The organism is Pseudobutyrivibrio sp. YE44 (assembly GCF_900104335.1).
Lineage (GTDB): Bacteria > Bacillota > Clostridia > Lachnospirales > Lachnospiraceae > Pseudobutyrivibrio.
The window spans coordinates 251,280-273,585 of the sequence record NZ_FMXT01000002.1 but is presented as its reverse complement, the minus strand read 5'-3'; the positions used below and the strand labels follow the sequence as shown (position 1 = coordinate 273,585).

At 40.1% G+C, this 22,306-nt stretch carries 17 protein-coding genes and 1 tRNA gene; 17 read left to right on the top strand and 1 reads right to left on the bottom strand.

Annotated elements, in window-relative coordinates; genetic code table 11:
* Positions 1-33: 33 nt before the first annotated feature.
* The 11 genes from BLR54_RS05445 (at position 34) to BLR54_RS05395 (ending at position 14,441) form a co-directional block, all read left to right on the top strand.
* Positions 34-1,167, top strand: coding sequence for a YibE/F family protein (locus tag BLR54_RS05445; protein WP_090417818.1), 1,134 nt, complete (start codon positions 34-36; stop codon positions 1,165-1,167).
* Between the two features lie 183 nt (positions 1,168-1,350).
* Entirely contained in the window at positions 1,351-6,099 is a 4,749-nt protein-coding gene (locus BLR54_RS05440) for an FMN-binding protein (protein ID WP_090417815.1), read from the top strand.
* Positions 6,100-6,189: 90 nt separating this feature from the next.
* On the top strand, positions 6,190-6,876 hold the full coding sequence (pyrE, locus tag BLR54_RS05435) for an orotate phosphoribosyltransferase (protein WP_090417812.1): 687 nt from the start codon (positions 6,190-6,192) through the stop codon (positions 6,874-6,876).
* Positions 6,876-7,208 carry a hypothetical protein gene (locus BLR54_RS05430; RefSeq protein WP_090417808.1) on the top strand — a complete coding sequence of 111 codons (333 nt, stop codon included), beginning with the start codon at positions 6,876-6,878 and terminating at the stop codon, positions 7,206-7,208. The genes pyrE and BLR54_RS05430 overlap by 1 nt, the downstream gene beginning before the upstream one ends.
* Before the next feature lie 12 nt (positions 7,209-7,220).
* Complete coding sequence (locus BLR54_RS05425) at positions 7,221-9,269, top strand: aminopeptidase (protein ID WP_090417805.1); 2,049 nt, start codon at positions 7,221-7,223, stop codon at positions 9,267-9,269.
* Positions 9,270-9,400: 131 nt separating this feature from the next.
* On the top strand, positions 9,401-9,904 hold the full coding sequence (purE, locus tag BLR54_RS05420) for a 5-(carboxyamino)imidazole ribonucleotide mutase (RefSeq protein WP_090417803.1): 504 nt from the start codon (positions 9,401-9,403) through the stop codon (positions 9,902-9,904).
* Positions 9,905-10,132: 228 nt separating this feature from the next.
* Positions 10,133-11,158: a phosphoribosylformylglycinamidine cyclo-ligase gene (gene purM, locus BLR54_RS05415; protein WP_090417800.1), complete on the top strand. Its 1,026-nt coding sequence runs from the start codon at positions 10,133-10,135 to the stop codon at positions 11,156-11,158.
* A gap of 10 nt (positions 11,159-11,168) precedes the next feature.
* A complete protein-coding gene (purN, locus tag BLR54_RS05410; protein ID WP_090417797.1) occupies positions 11,169-11,792 on the top strand; it encodes a phosphoribosylglycinamide formyltransferase in 624 nt (207 codons plus the stop codon).
* 192 nt (positions 11,793-11,984) lie between these two features.
* Positions 11,985-13,253 carry a phosphoribosylamine--glycine ligase gene (purD, locus tag BLR54_RS05405; RefSeq protein WP_090417794.1) on the top strand — a complete coding sequence of 423 codons (1,269 nt, stop codon included), beginning with the start codon at positions 11,985-11,987 and terminating at the stop codon, positions 13,251-13,253.
* A gap of 245 nt (positions 13,254-13,498) precedes the next feature.
* A complete protein-coding gene (locus tag BLR54_RS05400; RefSeq protein ID WP_090417791.1) occupies positions 13,499-14,200 on the top strand; it encodes a hypothetical protein in 702 nt (233 codons plus the stop codon).
* A gap of 160 nt (positions 14,201-14,360) precedes the next feature.
* A tRNA-Leu gene (locus BLR54_RS05395) sits at positions 14,361-14,441 on the top strand.
* Between the two features lie 70 nt (positions 14,442-14,511).
* On the opposite strand, the gene BLR54_RS05390 is transcribed toward BLR54_RS05395, so the two are convergent.
* Complete coding sequence (locus BLR54_RS05390) at positions 14,512-15,939, bottom strand: class I adenylate-forming enzyme family protein (protein ID WP_090417788.1); 1,428 nt, start codon at positions 15,937-15,939, stop codon at positions 14,512-14,514.
* 573 nt (positions 15,940-16,512) lie between these two features.
* On the opposite strand from BLR54_RS05390, the gene abc-f reads away from it, so the two are divergent.
* From abc-f to BLR54_RS15155, 6 genes are all read left to right on the top strand, one after another.
* Positions 16,513-18,036: a ribosomal protection-like ABC-F family protein gene (abc-f, locus tag BLR54_RS05385; protein WP_090417785.1), complete on the top strand. Its 1,524-nt coding sequence runs from the start codon at positions 16,513-16,515 to the stop codon at positions 18,034-18,036.
* Positions 18,037-18,117: 81 nt separating this feature from the next.
* The gene (locus BLR54_RS05380; RefSeq protein ID WP_176761857.1) at positions 18,118-19,578 is read left to right on the top strand and encodes an MATE family efflux transporter; all 1,461 of its coding nucleotides are present in this window, start codon (positions 18,118-18,120) and stop codon (positions 19,576-19,578) included.
* A 686-nt stretch (positions 19,579-20,264) separates the two neighbouring features.
* Positions 20,265-21,128, top strand: a complete 864-nt coding sequence (locus BLR54_RS05370; protein WP_090417777.1) for a GNAT family N-acetyltransferase — start codon at positions 20,265-20,267, stop codon at positions 21,126-21,128.
* A gap of 23 nt (positions 21,129-21,151) precedes the next feature.
* On the top strand, positions 21,152-21,679 hold the full coding sequence (locus BLR54_RS05365; RefSeq protein ID WP_090417774.1) for an NUDIX domain-containing protein: 528 nt from the start codon (positions 21,152-21,154) through the stop codon (positions 21,677-21,679).
* Between the two features lie 57 nt (positions 21,680-21,736).
* Positions 21,737-22,078: a hypothetical protein gene (locus tag BLR54_RS05360; RefSeq protein WP_090417772.1), complete on the top strand. Its 342-nt coding sequence runs from the start codon at positions 21,737-21,739 to the stop codon at positions 22,076-22,078.
* Positions 22,079-22,122: 44 nt separating this feature from the next.
* The gene (locus BLR54_RS15155) at positions 22,123-22,248 is read left to right on the top strand and encodes a hypothetical protein (protein ID WP_255396676.1); all 126 of its coding nucleotides are present in this window, start codon (positions 22,123-22,125) and stop codon (positions 22,246-22,248) included.
* Positions 22,249-22,306 lie beyond the last annotated feature (58 nt).

Here is a 22,306-nt window from a genome sequence, read left to right as displayed (position 1 = left end):
GCAGTAGAAATCTTTAAAGGATTATGATTTAAGATGAAAAACGAACTGATAATTAAAATAGTATCAGTCGTTGTATTCTTGGCACTTAGTGTTGGTGTAATTATCTACGCCAACACTGACAGGCCAAGTTACTCTATCACAGAGGACTCTGGCGTGGAATATGAAACCGCTAGAGTTCTTTCTGTAATAGAAGACAATACAACAATAGATACAGAAGTTGAAAATGTAAAAAAGGGTAGCACTGAGCTGGAGGTTGAACTTTTGTCAGGCCGCTATAAGGGCGATGTCTGTCATGTAACCAACTATTACAGTGCACTTTATAATGTAGATGTAGCTAAGGGCGACAAAGTAAGTGTGCGAATCGACACCACAGATGTAGGAGTTTACAACGTAAGCATCTACAACTACAATCGTAAGCCACTTATGATTTTTTTGGTGCTGTTGTTCTTTGCAGTGCTTGTGGCTTTAGGCGGAAAGCAGGGCCTAAAGGCATTCCTTGGCCTGGTATACACAGTCCTTGTAATATGCTTTGTGCTTCTTCCTTTGACACTAAAGGGCGTAGCTCCAATTCCACTTACAATTGCTATTGTGTTTGTTACATCAGCAGTTTGCTTCCTATTGATTGGAGGAGTGCAAAGGAAGACCATTGCAGCTGCTCTTGGTTCCTTGGCAGGTGTGCTTATTGCAGCCATGCTTGGTGGGATTACAGCAAAGCTTGGCGGAGTTACTACCTTCCAGATGGATGAGGCAGAGGCGTTGCTTTTAGTTAAGTCTACAAATGCGATTCAGCTTCGAGGATTATTTATCTGTGGCATCCTAATTGCGGCAATGGGTGCAGTGATGGATATAGCCATGTCCATATCTTCTGCGATCAGTGAGGTACACGAAGCTAACTCAAAGCTTGGCTTCTCAGATTTATTCAAGGCTGGCATGAACATTGGACGTGACGCCATGGGCACCATGGCAAACACTCTTGTTCTTGCCTACGTAGGTGGCGCCCTCAACATGATGGTTCTCATCTATTCCTACGGCGTGTCCTTCACCCAGCTAATCAACACAGATTTCGTAGCCATCGAGCTTATCCGCGCCATCGCAGGCTCCGTGGGCATCATCGGAACCGTACCATGCGTCGCCGGAATTTCAGCCTGGCTGATTTGCAAAAAATAATACTTGGGGTCACCAATAGCAGGTGGCTCCTTTTTATTTGTACTAATTGCCTTTGTAATGTAAGTAGTTGGTGGCCATCCTCTCTCATTGCAAGGGAAAAATATAAAAAAGATTTGACTTTACCTCTTGGTTTGCATACACTAACTATTGTTAGCAAAATACAACTAATAAGGAGAAACGTGTATGAAAAAATGGAAGAGAGCTTTAGCAGTTGCAGCAGCAACTACATTAGCCGTTTCATCAACTTCTATTCAATCCTTTGCAGCAGTGGAAGGGATAGCTGAAGAAGAGGTGCAGTTGGATTCAGAGCTTGATGAAGACGCTAGCTTAGGAACAGCAGATGAAGAAGTAGAAGAAGGTTCTAGTCAGGAATCTGTAGGTGAAGCAGAAGAAGCGGAAGCAGAAGCATCAGTAGAAGAAGAAAAAGATTCTGCTTCAGAAGATGAGGATGAGAAAACCTTAGATGAGAAAAAATCAGAATCTGATTCTAAAGATGATGCATCGAAAGATGAAGGTGACAAAAAAGAGTTAAAAGATGGTTTATATCGTGGTACTGCCAAAGGTTTTAAGAGTGATATAACTGTTGAAGTAAAGGTTTCTAATGGCAAGATTGAAAGTATCAATGTTGTAAATCAGAATGATACAGAGAGATTCTGGCAAAAGGCTGTTGCAATTATTGATTCTATAATAAACAATCAGTCTACAGAAGTAGATACAGTAAGTGGAGCAACCTACTCAAGTAAAGGTATTAAAGAAGCTATTGAAAATGCATTGGCAAGTGAGCCAATAAATGAGGAAGAACAGAAGACAGAAGAAAATGCTTCACTTTCAGGTCAGGGAACAAAGGAAGATCCATTTATAATTTCAAATGAAAAAGAAATAAAAATATTTAGAGATTCAGTTAATTCAGGAGAGAGCTATCAGGGGCAGTATATTAAGCAAACAAGCGATATTGCTTTAACAGAAGCTTGGACTCCAATTGGTATTGGAAAAGATAAGCCATTTTCTGGAATGTATGATGGAAATAACTATGAGATTTCAAACCTTACAGTAACCAGTGATACAGCTGTAACTGATGGAAATAGTTATTATGCCGGTTTATTTGGTTATGCAACAAGCTATGCAGACTTTTCAAATATTAAGCTGGATAATGTGAAGATAGATGTAAAGGATAAGTCGGGAATAGTATATGCAGGAGCTTTGGTGGCATGCATGTATAATACTGTTACCGATGGAAGTCAGGTGTCTGTTGTTGATAACTGTAGCGCATATGGTCAGGTAAATGTTCATACCAATTCAAAATCAACCATGACAGGTGGATTAGTTGGAATGGCAAATCAGTATGCAGCTATTTCAAACAATACAGCGGCTGTTTCAGTGAGTGCCAATACAAATGATGTCATGGGATTTGTTGGTGGAATTGTTGCTATGGCTAGTACATACGGCTATATTGCTAACAATGCAGCAATCAAAGACGTGACAATTATTTCAAATCATTCAAATGCAACAGCTGGAGGTCTTGTGGGACAGGCTGCATCTTGCTTGATTTTTAATAATTATTCAAAAGGAACTGTAAGCGGAACAAAGAGCGGTGGTTTAGTTGGTAATGTGTTAACTAATACATGGTTGGTAGCAGATTACTATTGTGCCGATAATGGATATGGAGCAAATCTTGGAAATATAGATGATGACACTGTCAAAGAGATGGCTGTAGGGGACATGTCTACATCTGATTTTCAATCTTTATTGCATTCAAATCTTTCAAATGATGAAATCTCTAAAATCGCTGAACTAGTTGATAAGGAAGGTAAGATTAACTTTGCTTCCTATAAGGCAAGAGTAGAGAACTATCATGATTGGAAATTAGTAGGTTCTGATGTGGTAATCTCCGAGAACATATGGGCTGAGACATCAAACAGCGTGGACGACTCAATTTTTGAAGCTGGAGATGGAAGTCAGAATAATCCATATATTATTGCAAGCGAAACTCAGCTTAGAGCATTTGCAAAGTCATTAAGCGAAGATAACACATATAAGGATAAATACATCGTACTTGATAATGATATTGAGCTTACAGATGGGGATTGGACACCAATAGGTGAAGGTGAGTATGCCTTTAGTGGTAATTTTGATGGTAATGGTCATACTGTAAGCGGTTTAAGAATTGGTAACGCTGATAATCATTATCATGATAATGGTTCACTATACTATGCTTTCTTCGGAGCATTGGATGGAGATTCCTATGTAAAGGATTTAAATCTTGATGTAAACATTTATGTAGAAGGCGATGAAAATCTTTACGTTGCAGGTCTTGCAGGTTATGCAGCTGGAACGATTGATAGTGTAACAGTAGACGGTGTTATTTGGGGTCGCAGCGGTCTATCAAATGAAACTGCAAACCATTTTGGTGGTGGTCTTGTTGGTTATCTGTATAGAGCAAACGTTTTAAACTGTGTTAATAATGCGGATGTCTTCGCCCAGGCAACAGGTGGTGTGGCAGAGGCCGGTGGTATCGGTGGTCTCAATAATCGTTCGCTAATTGCAAATTGCGTTGGTAATGGAAAAATTTCTGGTGCAGCTGATAGACAAGCAGAAGGTATGGCTGCATTAGGCGGCATTATGGGTGTTCATGCAGGAACAATGGTTAGCTGTGTGGCTAATGCTGATATTGATTCAACAGATTATTCTATGTATGTTGGTGAGCTTGCAGGATGGGCAACAGGCATTGCTGTACTTTATAACAACTTTTACAACCGCGATGCAAGCCAGATAATTGAAGGGAAAAATGTAAACCCAGTTGAGTCTGTTGGTTGGCTTGTAGGTCCAGGTACTACAGAGGAAAACGAACAGTTTTCTGGAGGGGTAAATAGTGGCGCTATCGGCGTAACATCCTCAGATATTAATTCTGAGGAATTTGCAAAGAGATTAAATGATTTATTTAATGAGTACCCTGTAAATATTGCTGATTACACTTCTAAAGTCTCACTTAGAAAGTGGAATGTAGGTCAAAAAACTATTCTTCCAAACGGACAGGCAACCTCATATATCTATAAGGAGCCAATTATAGAAAAAGAAGAGGAGGAAGTTAAGGCAGTTTCAGGAGTATTTTTCGGAAGAAGCAAGGATAAGACAACAGTAATAAAGCTTTATTATGACGAGGATAAAAAGCTTGTAACTGAGGTTGTCAGTGGCGATTCTGATGAGAATTCAAATGCCTACAAGGAAGCCTATGCTTCTGCTATGACAAAGATGGAAAACAATGACCATACTGAATATGGAAAGGTTGACCCTACTATTTTTGCATCTGGAGATGGTACACAAGAAAATCCATATATCATTGCTTCAGAAGAGCAGCTTATTAACTTCAATAAGTCTTTAAATGAAGATGAGGATTATACTGGCACATATGTAGCACTTGGTTCGGACATAAAGCTTACAAAAGAGTGGACATTAGCTGGTGGAAACACACCATATCCATTCAGCGGTATATTTGATGGAAGAGGTTATACAATTTCAGGATTGAGAATAGGCTCAGAGGAGCAGCCTTCATCTTATAGATATGCGGGTCTTTTCCCATATTTATTAGGTGCTATTGTTAAGGATGTTAGATTCACAGATGCAAAAATCTATTCCAAGACCAATGATGATAAGAGATACTATGCAGGTGTTCTTAGTGCAGCGGCTGAGGCAGAGGGAACAAATGGATATATTGACAGTGTCTATGTGGATAATGCATACGTAAATCTTTCTACAAATTCAGGAGCAGCATATGTGGCAGGTCTTATCGGATATGATATGGACAATGTTATTGCTAATTGTAAGGTGGATGCATCCGTAGTAGCAAATTCTAAGGCAGCGTGGGTTTACGCTGGAGTATTAACTGGACTTACAGCATGGAGTGGAATTATTAATAACAGAGTAAGTGGCACAGTTACAGTTTCAGCAAATCTTAATAAGGCTGCAGCAGGTGGTATTGCAGGTATGATGGCGGCTGCTACTTATAGTAATGCTGCTGATGTAACTATTTCATCAGAGCGATATACAAATGATCTTGGACAGGTTTCAGGTAGAAACACTGGAATATCTTATGGTTCAAATGATTACTACAATGAAGAAGCTAGTGTTGTATGCGGCGGAGAGACTGTTGAAACAAAAGCTGTAGGCACAGTGGTTGATGGTGCGGTAACAACAGAATTTTATGGTATGTCTAAGGAGAATTTCCACAGTGATGCTCTTTTAGAAAAAATGAATGGAGCAGCAGAGAAAGAGGATTATCAGAATGTATTAGCTTTCTTGAAAGATAGCTGGGAACTTGATGTTGCTGGCAGAACCAGTATTAAGCCATGGAAACTTTCTGGTACTGGTAATAGTGGAAACCAGGAAAGCACAGTTAACAAACCAAGTGCTCAAAGCAGTTCTGCAAGTGAAGCCTCATCAAGTGAAGGCTCATCAAGTGAAGGCTCATCAAGTAGTGATAATACAAATGTTACCGGTAGTGGTACTGCTAGTAATTTGACAGGGAAACAAATTTCTGATGAGAGCATTCCATTGTCAGGTAATAGAGATAATAGAGATAATACAGATAATACAGATAAAAGAGTTACTAATCCTGTGGAAAATAATAGCAGTGATAGTAAAGCTGTAAATAATAACCCAAAGAGTAATGATAGTACTGCGAAAGCAGGAATTACAGAAAATGAAACTAATAGTGACACATTAGAAGAATCTTCAGTAGCTGATGATAAGTTACCTGAATCAGAAGAGGAAGAAGTGCTTGAAGTAACAGATGAAGAGGTACCTGCAGCAGCAGATGAAGAACTATCAAATGCTGAAGTAGCTTCTTCAAACGTAATCCTGATATTAGTAGGATGTATTCTTGTTCTGGCTGCGTTAGGAATTATGGGCGCTAAGTATTTTAAAGTGAGAAAATAGTAGTGCTTTATCATTGAAAAGCGAACACTCTTATGTTACAATCGGGGAGGTTTTGAAAATCAATCTGGTTGTAACGAAGGAGAATCGTTTATGGAAAGCTACAAGTCAGAATTTATAGAGTTTATGGTGGAGTCTGATGTCCTGAAGTTCGGTGATTTTACACTGAAGTCAGGGCGGAAGTCTCCTTTTTTTATGAATGCAGGAGCTTATGTTACAGGTAGCCAGCTTATGCGCTTAGGCGAGTATTATGCAAAGGCTATCCACGATGCATACGGTGAGGATTTTGATGTTCTCTTCGGACCTGCCTACAAGGGAATCCCTCTTGCAGTTATTACTTGCGAGGCCTTTTACAAGCTTTATGGCAAGGAGATTAAATACTGCAGCAATCGTAAAGAGGAAAAGGATCACGGCGCTGATAAGGGCGGCATCCTTGGATATAAAATTCAGGATGGCGACAGAGTCGTTATGATTGAAGACGTTACCACATCAGGCAAGAGCATGGAGGAGACAGTTCCTATCGTTCGCGCCCAGGGTGATGTTACAATCGTTGGTCTTATGGTTTCTCTCAACCGTCAGGAGTTTGGACTTTCTGGAGACAGAAGCAAGACAGCCCTTGATGAGGTTGCAGAGGTTTATGGTTTCCCAACAAACGCAATTGTTTCAATGGACGAGGTGGTAGAACACCTTTACAATCGTCAGTGCCAGGGTAAGGTCGTTATCGATGATGAAATGAAGGCCCGCATTGATGCATATTATAAGGAATATGGAGTTCAGTAATGAGAAGATCTCATTTTCACAGACGAAACTCCTATGGTAATCAGCTTAAGGCGCTGCCTATGGAGGCTGTATATGCCGCTGGAGTGTCGATTCTTTCATTAATTTTATATGGTGTTGTAATTGGTGTTTCTGTTTATATGTCAGGAGAGACTCCAAAATTCATCGGTGGTTTGGGAATGCTTGGCTTTGTTATCGCCCTTTGTTCCTTCATTTACAACCTTAACCAGATGAAGACGAACACTGAGCTTAAATACAGGATAGCATGTCTGATAATCAGCATTGTTGTTTTGATTATTTGGGCTATCCCATTTATACTTGGACTTCTTAACTAACAGGAGATAAAAATGAGCAAGACATTTTATATAGAAAATGATGATGTGCTAGAGCGCTACGAGCTTGTTACAGAGCGCATCGCTACAATAAATGAAGATAAGGATTTGCCAGAAAAGCTTCAGAGCTATTTCAATCAGGTGGCACAGTTCATTTTGGCTGTTCAGCCAATTTTAGACAAGGCTGTAGCAGGTGAGCTTGAAAACCGTTCCCTTGAGGAATGCAAGGCAGATCATGATAGAATTTTTGCAATCTACAAGGCTGGCACCTATGAGAATAGCTTCCTTTGCCCTACATATGCAGTGGCAGAGCTTGGTGAGCTTCTTGGTGGACCTCTTTCAGCAATCTTTTATAAGGTGACAGATATGGTTCGAGCTGCCTTTGCAGGACGCCTTGATATCTTCACTATTTACTGCGAGCTTTTCATGCAGGTATATGGTGTTTGTCAGGTGGAGAGCGAGGATAAATATCGCAGAGAAGATATTCTTTCTGCACTTTATTCTTTCTATCACGACTATGCCCAGATTTTCAATGGCGAGAACCTTATTTCAATGGTTGATCCAGAATATGATTTCTATACAAATATCATTATGAAGGCAGACCTTTCAGAAGATAACTACCTTTATAGATATGGTATGTACATTAGTGATAACGAGCTTAAGATGGCTGAGCACCTTCGCAGCATGCCTCATGAGGATGTGGTAGCTATGGCACGCACTTATGTGGAAGGCTACATCAAGGGCTTTGAGGTTTGTGGCAAGGATATTTCTATTAAAGAATCCGTTTGTGTGGAAACACCAGCAGGCTTCGAACTTATGACTCGCGAGGCAATCAGAATGTTCAACGAGGCAGGTCTTGCTGCCACAGTTCGTTTCGGTGGCACCTCTGCTCGTAACCTATATTCGTCAGTGCCAAACAAGCAGTGCGAGTACGACCACAAGGATGACAGAGCCTACGTTTGGGACAAGGGCCTTGCAGACAGACTTCTTGAGGTGACAAAGAATACCTTCGAAAAGAACAAGGAGTTGGCAGCTGTGTTTGGTGGTCCAGCTGTTATCGAGACCTTTGGTGATATTCCTTTTGAGCCAAAGAATTTCGACGCAAACGCACAGTACTCTGACAAGCAGAACGAGCTCAATGTTTACTTCATGAGCCAGAATGGTCAGATTACAAATCAGTATATTAAGGGTGAGGAGCGCAGCTTCACAATCATTGCATATCCAATCCCTGAAATCGGCGACAAGTTCAATGAGATTTTCAACGAGACTGTTGCTGTTAATACAATGGATTATGAGCTTTACAAGAACATTCAGCAGCACATTATCGATGTGCTTGACCAGGGCGAGACAGTTCATGTTACAGGTCGTGGCGACAACCATACAGACATCACTGTAAAGCTTCATCATCTTGATGATCCTTCAAAGCAGACAAACTTTGAGAACTGCGTTGCAGACGTTAACATTCCTGTGGGAGAGGTGTTCACCTCACCTGAGCTTGAAGGCACAAACGGTGTGCTTCACGTTACACAGGTATACTTAAACGAGCTTTGCTACAAGAACCTTGAGATGAAGTTCGAGGATGGCAAAATCGTATCTTACAACTGCAGCAATTTCGATACAGAGGAAGAGAACAAGAAGTACATCTTCGATAACGTTCTTTTCAAACATGAAACACTTCCAATTGGCGAGTTTGCCATTGGAACTAACACTAGAGCATTTGTTATGGGACAGAAGTTCGGCATCGCCGACAAGCTCCCAATCCTTATTGCAGAAAAGACAGGTCCTCACTTTGCAGTGGGTGACACCTGCTATTCTCACTCAGAGGATGTACCTATGTACAATCCAGATGGAAAGGAGTGCATAGCACGTGATAACTCATGCTCACTCCTTCGTAAGACAGATATTTCTAAGGCATATTTTAACTGCCACACAGATATAACAATTCCTTATTACGAGCTTGGTGACATCACCGTCACTACAGCGTCAGGCGAAGAACTTCCGATCATCCGCGAAGGTCGCTTCGTCGTAGACGGTACTCAAGAACTCAATAAGGTCTTTGAATAAGTAAAGTGAGCAGTAGCAGACAAGCTCTATGTTGGAAATTTTGGTGAGTATAGCGAAAGCGATACCAAAATTTTCAATCATAGGCTTGTAAGCGTAACTGCGTAGGATTTATAGAATTTGGAGGTAGTGTTATGGCAAAAGTTAGTGTAGTTATGGGAAGCGACAGCGACATGCCTGTAATGGCGAAAGCTGTTGAAATCTTAGAGAAGTTCGGCGTGGATTACGAGATTCGTATAATCTCAGCTCACCGCGAGCCTGATATCTTTGTAGACTATGCAAAGACTGCAAAGGATAGAGGTGTTCAGGTTATTATTGCTGGCGCAGGAAAGGCAGCTCACCTTCCAGGAATGTGTGCAGCTATTTTCGAGGGACCAGTTATCGGTATCCCTATGAAGACCAGCGACCTTGGTGGAGTAGATTCACTCTATTCAATTGTTCAGATGCCTACAGGTGTACCTGTAGCTACAGTTGCCATAAACGGAGGAGCCAATGCAGGTATCCTCGCAGTTAAGATGCTCGCAATGAATGACTCTGCCTTAGCAGGCAAACTCCACGATTTTATCGTAGAGCAGAAAAACAGCGTCGAGGCGAAGGATGTAAAACTTCAGAATGAAGGCTACAAGGCCTTCTTGTAAGCGTAATTTAAGGAAACTCTTGTAATACAAGGGCTTCCTTTTATTTATATTTATTATGTGAGCTAACACAAAGAAAACTTGGCGAGCGCGAGCAGGAAGGCTCCATATCAACATGGGTGGGGCCCACGCTGGCGGGAGGGCCCATGTTGGATATGGAAGGTGGCCTGCGGGAGCATGAAAACTTGGATGTGTTAGCGGACAAAAAGTAATTGTAAAAAGGAGAGAAACATGGATTACAAGAGTTCAGGAGTAGATATTGAGGCAGGATATGAGTCAGTGGAGCTCATGAAGAAATTTGTTAAGGGCACTATGAGACCAGAGGTACTTGGTGGCCTTGGCGGTTTCTCAGGCGCATTTGATCTTAGCGCTATCAAGAACATGGATGAGCCAGTACTTTTATCTGGTACAGATGGCTGCGGCACAAAGGTTAAGCTTGCCTTCCTTATGGACAAGCATGACACAATCGGTATTGATGCAGTTGCTATGTGCGTAAACGATGTTGCTTGCGCAGGTGGCGAGCCACTTTTCTTCCTTGATTATATTGCTTGCGGCAAGAACATCCCTGAGAAGATTGCAACAATCGTAAGTGGTGTTGCTGAGGGATGTAAGCAGTCAGGCTGCGCCCTTGTAGGTGGCGAGACAGCAGAGCACCCAGGTCTTATGCCTGAGGAAGAGTATGATCTTGCAGGTTTTGCTGTAGGTATTGTAGATAAGAAGGACATCATCACTGGTGAGAACCTTAAGGATGGTGACGTGCTTATCGGTATGGCATCTACAGGTGTTCATTCAAACGGTTTCTCTCTTGTTCGTAAGATTTTCGAAATGACAAAGGAAAGTCTTGATACATATTATGATGAGCTTGGTTGCACTCTTGGTGAGGCACTTATTGCTCCAACACGTATTTACGTAAAGGCCCTCAAGGCTGTAAAGGATGCAGGTGTTAAGGTTAAGGCATGCTCACACATTACAGGAGGTGGCTTCTACGAGAATATTCCACGTATGCTTCCAGAAGGAAAGCGTGCTGTCGTAGAGAAGGATTCTTATGAGGTGCCTGCAATCTTCAAGCTTATGGCTGCAAAGGGTAATGTATCTGAGCAGATGATGTACAACACTTACAACATGGGTCTTGGAATGATTGTTGCTGTTGATCCAGCTGATGTTGATAAGACAATGGAAGCAATGCGCTCTGCTGGTGATACACCATACGTAGTTGGTAAGATTATCGACGGTGAGAAGGGTGTAGACTTGGTTTAAAGAGGTAAATATGAAAATTGCAGTATGTGTATCAGGCGGAGGTACCAATCTTCAGGCAATTATCGACGCCATTGATAATGGAACAATTCACAATACAGAGATTGCCGTTGTAATCTCAAACAATAAAAACGCATATGCACTAGAGCGTGCTGCTAAGGCCGGTATCGAAGGTGTTTGCATCAGCCCAAAGGATTTTGCATCCCGTGATGAATTCAATAAGGCTTTTGTTGCTAAGCTTGATGAGTATAATGTAGATTTAGTTGTTTTGGCAGGATTCCTTGTTGTAATCCCACCAGAAATGATTCGTAAATACGAATATAAAATCATCAACATCCACCCATCGCTCATCCCAAGCTTCTGTGGCACAGGCTATTATGGCTTGAAGGTTCACGAGGGAGTGCTTGAGCGTGGTGTAAAAGTCACCGGTGCAACCTGTCACTTTGTGGATGAAGGTACCGATACAGGTCCAATCATCCTACAGAAGGCTGTTGAAGTTCAGCAGGATGACACACCAGAGGTTCTTCAGCGTCGTGTCATGGAACAAGCCGAGTGGATTATCATGCCTCGCGCCATCGATTTGATTGCTCGTGGATGCGTACGTGTTATAGATGGGCGTGTCATAATAACTGAGTAAAATACTAAATAATGTTGATTATTAGATGAGCTTGACTTTCATAGTGTTGGTAAGCGCGAGCAAGAAGGCCCCATGCTGAGCATGGGAAGGACCTACACCGGCGGGAGGGTTCCCATGCGAAGGTATGGGAGATGGCTTGCGGGAGCATGAAGTACTTGGAGAAGTCAAGCGGATTAGTGGAGGATTTTGTTTATGAAGGTTCTTATTGTAGGTAGTGGCGGCCGCGAGCACGCAATTGCTTTGGCAGTGTCTCGAAGCCCTCAGGTAGATAAAATATATTGCGCTCCAGGCAATGCGGGCATTTCACAGCTTGCAGAGTGCGTAGATATCAAGGCTATGGAGTTTGATAAGCTTGTAGCTTTTGCAAAGGAAAAGGAAATTGACCTTACTGTAATCGGTATGGATGACCCACTTGTAGGTGGTGTTGTAGATAAGTTTGAGGAAGCTGGTTTGCGTTGCTTCGGTCCTAGAAAGAATGCAGCTATCATTGAAGGTTCAAAGGCATTCTCTAAGGACTTAATGAAGAAGTACAACATTCCAACAGCAGGTTATGAGAACTTCACAGATCCAGAGGAAGCCCTCAAGTATCTTGAGACAGCAAAGTATCCAATTGTTCTCAAGGCTGATGGTCTTGCTCTTGGAAAGGGCGTTCTTATTTGCGAGAACCACGAGCAGGCAGTAGCTGGTGTTGCTGAAATCATGACAGACAAGAAGTTTGGTGATGCTGGTAACACTATGGTTATCGAAGAGTTTATGACAGGCCGCGAGGTTTCTGTTCTTTCTTTTGTAGATGGAAACACTGTAAAGATTATGTCATCTGCCCAGGATCACAAGCGTGCTGGCGATGGTGACACAGGTCTTAACACAGGTGGTATGGGTAACTTCTCACCATCTCCATTCTTCACAAAGGAGATTGAGGAGTTCTGCCAGAAGAATATCTTCCAGGCTACTGTTGATGCTATGAAGGCAGAGGGCAGAGAGTTCAAGGGTGTTATCTTCTTTGGTCTTATGCTTACAGAGGATGGTCCAAAGGTACTTGAGTATAACGCTCGTTTCGGCGACCCAGAGGCTCAGGTAGTTCTTCCTCGTCTTGAGAATGATATCATCGACGTATTCAATGCCTGCATCGACGGAACTCTTGACAAGGTAGATTTGAAATTCTCTGATGAAGCATGTGTATGCGTAGTCCTTGCATCAGATGGATATCCTGTTTCTTACAAGAAGGGATTCCCTATCACAGGCTTTGACAAGTTCAACAACAAGGATTACTATTGCTTCCACGCTGGCACAGCCTTCAATGATAAGGGTGAGATTGTCACAAACGGTGGTCGTGTCCTTGGCATCACAGCTCTCGGCAAAGATTTGGTTGAAGCAAGAGCAAAGGCTTATGAAGCAACAGAGTGGATTGACTTCGAGAACAAGTATATGAGACATGATATCGCAAATGCGATATTGAAATAGAAAACGGTTTAAATGATTTATGAGCCCAGAGGCAGAGATGTCTCTGGGCTTTTGTTGACTATGATTAGGCAGTTTTTGAACTGTCTTTTTTTCGTGCATTCAAATGAAAGGAGGTAATTCTCTTGACGGTTTAATAGTCAACAAATAGAAACACAGAAATCAGGTTATTAATTGAATTCATGACTTTTTGCAGGGGAAATAAGGAAATCCCCTACAAGAATCTATAAATTTGAAAGGAAGATTAAATGGATATTGTAAAGAGAAATGTTAAGGATAGTTTGTTTACCCATATGTTTGGTGATGACAGTAAGGAGTATCTTTTGCAGCTGTATCAAGCGCTGCATCCAGAGGATAGCAAAGCAGCTGTAGAAGATCTTGATTTGATTAGCATTGAGAATGTGTTAACCAATGATATTTATAATGACTTAGGGTTCACTGTAAATGACAGATTGGTTATCTTGGTAGAAGCCCAAAGTACCTGGAGTGAAAATATCCTTATTCGTCTGCTGATGTATCTTGGCAAGACATATCAAAACTATATATATGCAAGGTCAGAATTAAAGGCTAGACTTTATTCGGAAGCTAAAATCAAAATTCCAAAAGCTGAGTTATATGTAATTTATGCAGGACCACAAGGACACAAGCCATCAGTGCTATCCTTCAAGGATGAATTCTTAGGAGAAGAGGGTAAGGTGGACTTGATTGCAAATGTTATTTACGCAGATGAGGAACTCAAACAGGCTTACGGGGATTATAGAGAAAGTATTGGTGAAGAGCGCGGTAAACAGCAGGGACTTCAGCTGGGGCTTCAGAAAGGGGCAGATAATGAACGTCCATGTAATATAAGAAGTGTGATGGAAAGTTTTGGGATTTCTGCAGAGGAAGCAATGAGTATTTTGAAAATACCAGAGAATCAATTTGCACGGTATATGGAATTGCTAAAATAGAAGAATAATTCCTTGCATTACTCATCGATAATGTGATACACTAGACGAGTCGATGAGCCGACATTGGCATATTATTTTCCTAGCAGAGTGAAGGAAAATAATATGCTCAAAAACTGGCCTTGCCGAAGGCAATTATCAATGCCAGTTTGTCCTTGTTTTTGCGGATGTGGCGGAATTGGCAGACGCGCTAGATTTAGGTTCTAGTGTCCCCGACGTGCAGGTTCAAGTCCTGTCATCCGCATTATAAAAACCACCTCTTATGAGGTGGTTTTTTTGCGTTTATTCTTCTACAAAAGGTAAAACCTATTTTATTAGATTGCTATAGCTGTTCTTTTGATTTTTCCAGTTCCTGTTTTTTCGAACTCTGTCTCTCTGAATTCTACGCCATAAATCCTTTTGTAAAGAGGAAGCTTTTTGTTTAGTTCTTTTACGTAGGACTTAATTTCTTCTTGAGCATCATTTTCACTGAAAACGGAAACGTGGATTCTGTCATTTTTTCCGTAGGCTATACATTCTTTTACTTTTTCGTTAGCATACATATACTTCTCAAGCTCTTCAGGGCAAATATTTTCACCACTGGAAAGGATGATAAGATTCTTCTTACGACCTGTGATGTAAAGATATCCATCCTCATCAAGGTAACCAAGATCACCTGTGAAAATCATACCATCTCGTAAGATTTCAGCAGTTGCTTCTTCGTTCTTGTAGTAGCCCATCATGTTGCCCCAATAGTTGATACCGATTTCGCCGTCGATAATCTTAATCTCAGCATCATCATATGGACGACCTACAGAAGCCATGTGATGTTCCATATCGAAGTTGAAGGTGGCATTTCCACCTGTTTCGGTCATACCGTAGTACTGTCCAAAGGCAATACCCTTTGAAGTGATTTCCTTAACATCTTCAACACTTACAGGGGCACCGGCTGTACAAAGAATCTTGACCTTGCCAAGTCGCTCCATATGACCTCTTCTGATAGCCTTAAGCCAAAGCTTTAAGGTGCCAGGAAGTACGCAAGCGTAATCGATTTCTTCATCAACAAGATCATCGAGGATGTTCTCCGGATGAACGCTCTGATAGAAGGTACAAGCGTGCTCAGACCATGTGATAAGAGCAAGGAGACCTCCGATATGATAGAATGGGAAATTTGTATAGATTGGCATTCCTGGATATGGCTCAAAACCGTTTGAGTATCCCTTTGGAAGTGCAATCTTTTCACCGCCAAAAATGTTTCCAACAGAAAGCATTACACCCTTTGAAAGGCTAGTTGTGCCTGAGGTGTAAACAATCATCATAAGGTTGTTAGCCTCTTCTTTAGTGAAGTCCTTAAGATCCTTTGGCTCAACATCACCCTTGAGAGCGATATCGAAGCTGTAGGTCTTTACCTCTGATAAGAAACTAAATTTTTCAAGATCGTCAGCAATAAGATATTCAGCATCTGAATTCTTTACTGCGAACTTAAGATTTTCCTCTAACTCATGGAAGTTAAGTGGAATAAAAACAGCACGGCTGAACATGAGAGCAATTGCAATAATTACATATTCATAGCTGTTTCCGCCGATAAGAGCAATGTGCTTGCCCTCTAATGGGCCCATGAGATTCTCAAGTCTTGTTGCACATTCTTTTATATCGCGTATGTATGTTTCAAATGTTATGTTGTACGAATTCTCTCCATCTAAGAATCGAAATGCATTAACATGTTTTTCCTGTTCCAAGGTTTCTAAGTATTTGAACATCATTCTACCTCCTGGTGCTAAATAATCGCGAACGTTATGAATTATAGCATGGAAAGGGGTAGAAGAGTGTTGTAGTTCTTGCCAAAATCCTGCTTTTCGTGACAGGCTACAAAATTTGTGGACAATTGAGTATTATTTTTGCTATTCATCAGAAAAACTGGAAGTCATAGGTTTTTGATTTTCTAAAGAAAAGATATGTTAAGAGTTAAAAAAATCTGTTGCATTTTAAACCTATAAGATTTATACTGAACCAAAATAAAGAAATTACACGTTTGTGCGAAGGTGAGGAAATGAGAATTAGATAGTTTAATTTAAGTAATCACATATTATGTTACGGGTGCTTGAAAGAAATGCACTTGTTCAGCTGGAGTTTAGAAAACAAACTTTGGTTTATTGAGCCTGATAAACAGGCTAATTTGTGTACGCTTAAATTAGATTATCGCTTTAGTTGTCCTTATCCACGCCAGTAGGTGAATATATAGGATTATTTAGCGAGTCTGTTTTTGCGTATGCAAAGACAGGCTCTTTTTTTAGTCTTCCCCTTGATGGGGCTGATGATTTTTTTTGGAGGTTTTTATGGCACAAATAAACGTTACGAATTTAACCTTTGCATATGAAGGAAGCTTTGATTATATTTTTGAAAATGTTTCCTTTTCTATAGATACCAATTGGAAGTTAGGCTTTATAGGTAGAAACGGTAAAGGAAAAACTACTTTTTTAAATCTACTTCTAGGAAGATATGACTACGAAGGCAGTATTTCAACAAATGTTGTTTTTGATTATTTTCCATATAAGGTAAGCTGTTCGGATTTGGAAAAGACAGCAGATGAGCTGATGGAAAAATGGAAGCCATCTGTGGAAAGCTGGAGAGTCATGTGTGAATTGCCAAAGCTTTCTATAGATGCAGAGTTACTTTATAGACCCTTTAAGACTTTGAGCTTTGGTGAACGAACAAAGGTCATGCTGGCGGTTTTGTTTTCTGGGGAAAATGATTTTCTGTTGATTGATGAGCCAACAAATCATCTTGATATGGAGGCCAGAGAAATCATCAAGAATTACCTGGCATCAAAAAAGGGATTTATCTTGGTATCCCATGACAGAGATTTGTTGGATGCCTGCATTGATCATGTGCTGGTTTTGAACAGAGCCACCATAGAGGTTCAGGCAGGAAACTTTTCCAGCTGGTGGGAAAATAAATCACGGGCCGACGCGTTTTCTAAGCATGAAAATGAAAAGCATTTAAAGGAAATTGGTAAATTGAAGGCTGCGGCAGACAGGTCTTCTAGATGGGCAGACAAAAGCGAGTCAACAAAAATAGGATTCGACCCCATTAAAGAGACTGATAGAAGCATATCCTCAAGGTCCTACATTGGCGGCAAAACCAAGAAAATGCAGTCCAGGGTAAAATCCTACGAAAAGCGAATGGACCGTGAGATAGCCGAGAAAGAAGGATTGCTTCAGGATATAGAGGAACCAATCGATTTGAAGGTGATGTCCATGGAACATTACAAGAAGGTGTTGGTCGATTGCAAGGATTTGACGCTGAGATACTGCGATGGAGCTGAGCCTGTGGTTAAGGATTTGTCCTTTGATTTGCTCCGAGGAGAGAGAGTATTTCTAAGTGGTGAGAATGGCAGTGGCAAATCAACGTTAATAAAGGCGATTTTGGCTGCTGGTGGACAGGGGGATATATCGAATCTTTCGATAGAAGGAACCCTTAATATGGCGCCTAATCTGGTCATCTCATATATCAATCAAGATACTTCCTGGCTTAAAGGGAGCTTGAAGGATTATGCGCTAATGCATGGCTTGGATTATAGCCTGTTTCTTTCCATACTGAGCCAGTTAGATATGAGTAGAGTTCAGTTTGAAAAGAATATAGAGGACTATTCTGAGGGGCAAAAGAAGAAGGTGCTTATAGCTGGGAGTCTGCTTACATCAGCCCATTTATACATTTGGGATGAGCCTTTAAATTACATCGATGTGTTCTCACGAATGCAGATAGAAAAGCTGATTGAGGAGTATCAGCCAACAATGCTTTTGGTGGAACATGATGTGCGATTTAGAGAAAAGCTGGCTACAAAGGAGATAATGTTTTAGTCGACCTGGATGAAATCTATCATTATTGGTGGCAAGGTATAGGAGTTTAATTAGGTTTTAAATGTTATGGAGTTAGAAAAAATGAGACAGAAAAATAAAATATTAGGTAATGGAAAATTTTACATGAAGGCGCTAGCTATTGCAGTGCCAATTATGCTTCAGCAGTTAATTCAGAGTATGGTTTCGCTGATAGATAACTTTATGGTTTCAGGCTTGGGAGATATTTCCATGTCTGGGGTAAATGTAGCTGGACAGGTTATGTTTGTGTTTATGGTTTTCACTAACACTATTTGCATGGCCGGTGGAATATTCCTTACACAGTTTTACGGTGCACAGGATAAAAAAGGAATGCAGCAGGCATTTATGTTTAAGCTGTTAATTGGACTTATGGCATTTGTTCCATATTTGCTTGTATGCGTTGTATTTCCAAGGCCAGTACTTTCACTAATGTTGATTGGAAATACTGAGGCTAATTTGATTTTGAATGAAGCTGTAAGTTACGTTCGTATCATGGCATTAATCGGAATCCCTTTTACCTGTTCAGTTTGTATTGCAAGTTCATTAAGAGATATGGGAGAGGTAAGAATTCCACTTTATGTAACTGTGGTGGCAACTCTTATCAACACAACCTTTAACTACTTGCTTATCTACGGACATTTTGGCTTCCCTGCTCTTGGAGTAAGGGGGGCAGCCTACGCGACAGTTATAGCTAGAACAGTTGAGTTTGTAATCTTTGCTGTTGTTTACGTGCGAAAGAACCCTGACTTTGCAGTTTACTTTAGCAGTAAATACAGAATTGATGTGGCACTCTTTAAAGAGATTCTTAAGAAGGGTGCATTAATGCTTTTCTGTGAGATGACTTGGGTATTTTCGGAGACAGTTACAACTGCTATTTACAATGGACGTGGTGGTGCTGATGTTGTTTCAGGTATGGCATCAAGCTTTGCAATTGCAAATCTTTTCTTTATCGCCTTCGGAGGAATCTACTCAGCTACAAGCGTTATTATTGGTAGAACCCTTGGTGAAGGAAACCTGGAAGAAGCTCGCAAGCAAAAGACCTGGCTATTATCAGGTTCTATTATCTTTGGAATAGCTATGACTTTTGTTGGCTTTGGCACAACAGCTATTATACCTATCGTCTTTGGTAAGCTAAGTTCAAACGCAATAGCAATTTCTCGAAGCATGGTTATTATGATGTCATTCTTTATGCCACCATGGGTACTTATTAATGCCCAGCAGGCTGTTGCTAGAGCAGGTGGTGATACAAAGATGGGCGCCTACGCTGACGCCAGCCTTACAATAGTTGTTATGCTCCCTATGCTTTTTGCTCTTGCTAAGTTTACGGATATTGGTCCAGTTGAAATGTATCTAAGCGTAAAGCTACTTGATATTGTAAAGATTACCATTTTCCATTTCTGGCTAAAGAAGGAACGCTGGCTTAATAATCTTACTGTAGCGGGTGCTGAGGTTGAGCAGGAGCAACCTCAGATAACTGTATATGGTGAAGTTATTGATAATGAGGCGAGTGTAGCTGCTAAATAATTATAGTTTTTTGATTTTCATCAGAAAATCAAGAACCGGAGAAGGACCAATATTTTCTGAAAGAAAATTTTGCTCTGCAAAGCAGAGTTCTTGTGGGCTTTTTCCTTAAGTAGCACACAAGAAGTCATAAGAAAATGTTGATGAGGGGGTTACTGCCTTTAAGTATTAATTAAAAAGAATATGTGGTAGGGGATTATTGTTTTTTATTTATTCTAACATTCTAAGAATTACGTGGGATGCATGGGATGCGTGGTATGGAGCTCGATATTACGGAAAAATAGAGTGATATAGCGACTTGTTCCGTAGACTAAATTCTTAGATTGATGTTGATTACGGAACAGATAAAGAATATGTTTATTTGTTCCGTAGTCTTAAGAGAATTTTAGAGATTAAATGCCCTACTGAGCGGGTTTTTCTGTTATAATCGAGGACATAAATACTCTAAAATACTTCTATTGAGTAATAAAATGTCGGAGATTGCCCAATCTACCAATTACGACTACGGAAAAAATGGATGATGAATGGAATAATTCCGTAAAAGGGCTCCATTTACCAAAAAAAGGATTCAATTACTCCCAAAAAGATTCCATTTACCAAAAAATCCAATTACTCCCAAATGGGTTCCATTCACCTAAAAGAACTAATTACTCCCAAAATGGTTCCAACTACAAAAAAGGAGAAGTAATATGAGTTTTTATATAGAAAAAAATTATAGAAATGATGAGAGGCTTAGAGCCTCATTCAATAGACTGGCGGAAAAGACATTTGGTCTTAACTTTGAAAATTGGTATCAAAATGGTTTTTGGAAGGATAACTACATACCTTATTCTGTTGTAATAGATGGTGAGGTTGTGTCGAATGTTTCAGTCAATGCCTGCAATATGAATTATAAGGGTAAGACAGTAAAACTAATCCAGCTTGGTACAATTATGACAGATGCAGACCACAGAGGAAAAGGATATGCCAGAATGCTGATGGAAGAGATTATGAAAGACTACGAAGGAAATGTTGACGGAATATATCTCTTTGCAAATGATTCTGTTTTGGAGTTTTATCCTAAATTTGGCTTTAAGGAAGCAATGGAATATCAGTATACAAAAGATGTGACAATATCTAGTGATTGCAAGGCTGAGCAGGTTCCGCTGAAGGATAACAATGATTTTGACAGAATTGTTGAGATTCTAGATAAAACAAGTCAGAATGCGAAGCTGTATATGGTAGGTAATACTGGATTATACATGTTTTATCTGTCTCAGTTTATGAATGAGAATCTATTTTACATTTCAGATTGTGACAGCTATGCTATTGCAGAAATTGAAGATGATACATTAATTCTTCATACCATTATAGGAGATGGAGCTATAGATGATGTTATCGCAGCTTTTGGCTCTAAAGTTAAAAAAGTAGTTCTTTGTTTTACACCAAAAAATGTCAGTGGCTTTGAAAAAAGCGAACTTCACGAGGAGGATACTACTTTCTTTGTAAAGGGGAAATTTTTCGAAGATAGTGTCAACGAAGAATACATGATGCAAATGGTAACACATGCATAGTATACATGGAGAGGTTATATATAATGATTAACGAAATACAGTTAGAACTTCAAGATACAGAATGGCCACTGGAATATACTGATAATGATAGAAGGATAGCCAGGGCTATTGTGTATGATGATACGGGGTATTTTTATTTTGTGCGAGTAGAACGTAATGATGATTTTGGAAGAGCGACCTTGATTGAGACATCAGGTGGCGGAGTTGAAGCTGATGAAGATTTGAATTCTGCCATAAAGAGAGAACTTAAAGAGGAGCTTGGGGCAGATGTAGAGATTGTCTGCAAGATAGGAGTTGTAAGTGACTATTACAATTTGATTCACAGACACAATGTGAACAATTACTTTCTGTGTAAGGTAAAATCTTTTGGGGATAAACATATGACAAAGGATGAGATAGAGAGCTTTCATCTTTCAACACTGAAACTTACCTACGAAGAAGCTGTTGCAGAATATGGGAAGCGTAGGGATACAAGGCTTGGAAGACTTATAGCAAACAGGGAACTTCCTATATTGAATAAAGCCAAAGAAATAATAAATTTGGAGACATGAAATGAATAGAGATAATCTATACACCCCAGGAAAGGAAATTATAAAGAGGTGAATTAAGTGAACGCAGGAATGTTTATAGCTTTAATTATTATATCGATTGTGGCGGGAATCATGATTATTATTGGTGTTTTTCAGTTGAGGAAAAAAGATAACCCCGTTGGATTTTATAATGTCATAGATCCGCCAAAAAAAGAAGAAATATCTGATGTAATACAGTGGAACAGGAAACATGGCATGATTTGGGTCATATATGGAATATGTATTGAGCTTGGTTTTTGGTTAGCATATGTTATGCCATTTGAAATATTAGAGATGATATTTATGATGGGAGGAGTTATTTTCCCTCTTCCATTTATGGTTTTAAGACATCATAAGTTGGAAAAGGAATACAAAATCTGAATTAGGTTTGTAAGCAGGCTATAGATGCTGCTAAGAGGAGTTTAATGGGAAAAAAGAAAGTGGAACATGTTGTTTTCGATGGCATGCGAAAAATAAAAAAGAATTACAATATCAGTGAATACAACAAGAACACCCATAAGAAAAAAATAAATAGGGGAAAAGAACAGTAAGAATAGGGATTTGTAGGAGTTTGATATTTCAAAGTTCTTTGTTAGACATCAACAAAAA

What these genes read in the sequence shown, in the direction of transcription:
- BLR54_RS05400 (WP_090417791.1), top strand. Translation starts at nt 13,499, where the DNA reads ATGGATATTGTAAAGAGAAATGTTAAGGATAGTTTGTTTACCCATATG.
- purE (WP_090417803.1), top strand. Translation starts at nt 9,401, where the DNA reads ATGGCAAAAGTTAGTGTAGTTATGGGAAGCGACAGCGACATGCCTGTA.
- BLR54_RS05440 (WP_090417815.1), top strand. Translation starts at nt 1,351, where the DNA reads ATGAAAAAATGGAAGAGAGCTTTAGCAGTTGCAGCAGCAACTACATTA.
- BLR54_RS05445 (WP_090417818.1), top strand. Translation starts at nt 34, where the DNA reads ATGAAAAACGAACTGATAATTAAAATAGTATCAGTCGTTGTATTCTTG.
- purN (WP_090417797.1), top strand. Translation starts at nt 11,169, where the DNA reads ATGAAAATTGCAGTATGTGTATCAGGCGGAGGTACCAATCTTCAGGCA.
- BLR54_RS05380 (WP_176761857.1), top strand. Translation starts at nt 18,118, where the DNA reads ATGAGACAGAAAAATAAAATATTAGGTAATGGAAAATTTTACATGAAG.
- pyrE (WP_090417812.1), top strand. Translation starts at nt 6,190, where the DNA reads ATGGAAAGCTACAAGTCAGAATTTATAGAGTTTATGGTGGAGTCTGAT.
- BLR54_RS15155 (WP_255396676.1), top strand. Translation starts at nt 22,123, where the DNA reads ATGGGAAAAAAGAAAGTGGAACATGTTGTTTTCGATGGCATGCGAAAA.
- purM (WP_090417800.1), top strand. Translation starts at nt 10,133, where the DNA reads ATGGATTACAAGAGTTCAGGAGTAGATATTGAGGCAGGATATGAGTCA.
- abc-f (WP_090417785.1), top strand. Translation starts at nt 16,513, where the DNA reads ATGGCACAAATAAACGTTACGAATTTAACCTTTGCATATGAAGGAAGC.
- purD (WP_090417794.1), top strand. Translation starts at nt 11,985, where the DNA reads ATGAAGGTTCTTATTGTAGGTAGTGGCGGCCGCGAGCACGCAATTGCT.
- BLR54_RS05390 (WP_090417788.1), bottom strand. Translation starts at nt 15,939, where the DNA reads ATGATGTTCAAATACTTAGAAACCTTGGAACAGGAAAAACATGTTAAT.
- BLR54_RS05430 (WP_090417808.1), top strand. Translation starts at nt 6,876, where the DNA reads ATGAGAAGATCTCATTTTCACAGACGAAACTCCTATGGTAATCAGCTT.
- BLR54_RS05370 (WP_090417777.1), top strand. Translation starts at nt 20,265, where the DNA reads ATGAGTTTTTATATAGAAAAAAATTATAGAAATGATGAGAGGCTTAGA.
- BLR54_RS05365 (WP_090417774.1), top strand. Translation starts at nt 21,152, where the DNA reads ATGATTAACGAAATACAGTTAGAACTTCAAGATACAGAATGGCCACTG.
- BLR54_RS05425 (WP_090417805.1), top strand. Translation starts at nt 7,221, where the DNA reads ATGAGCAAGACATTTTATATAGAAAATGATGATGTGCTAGAGCGCTAC.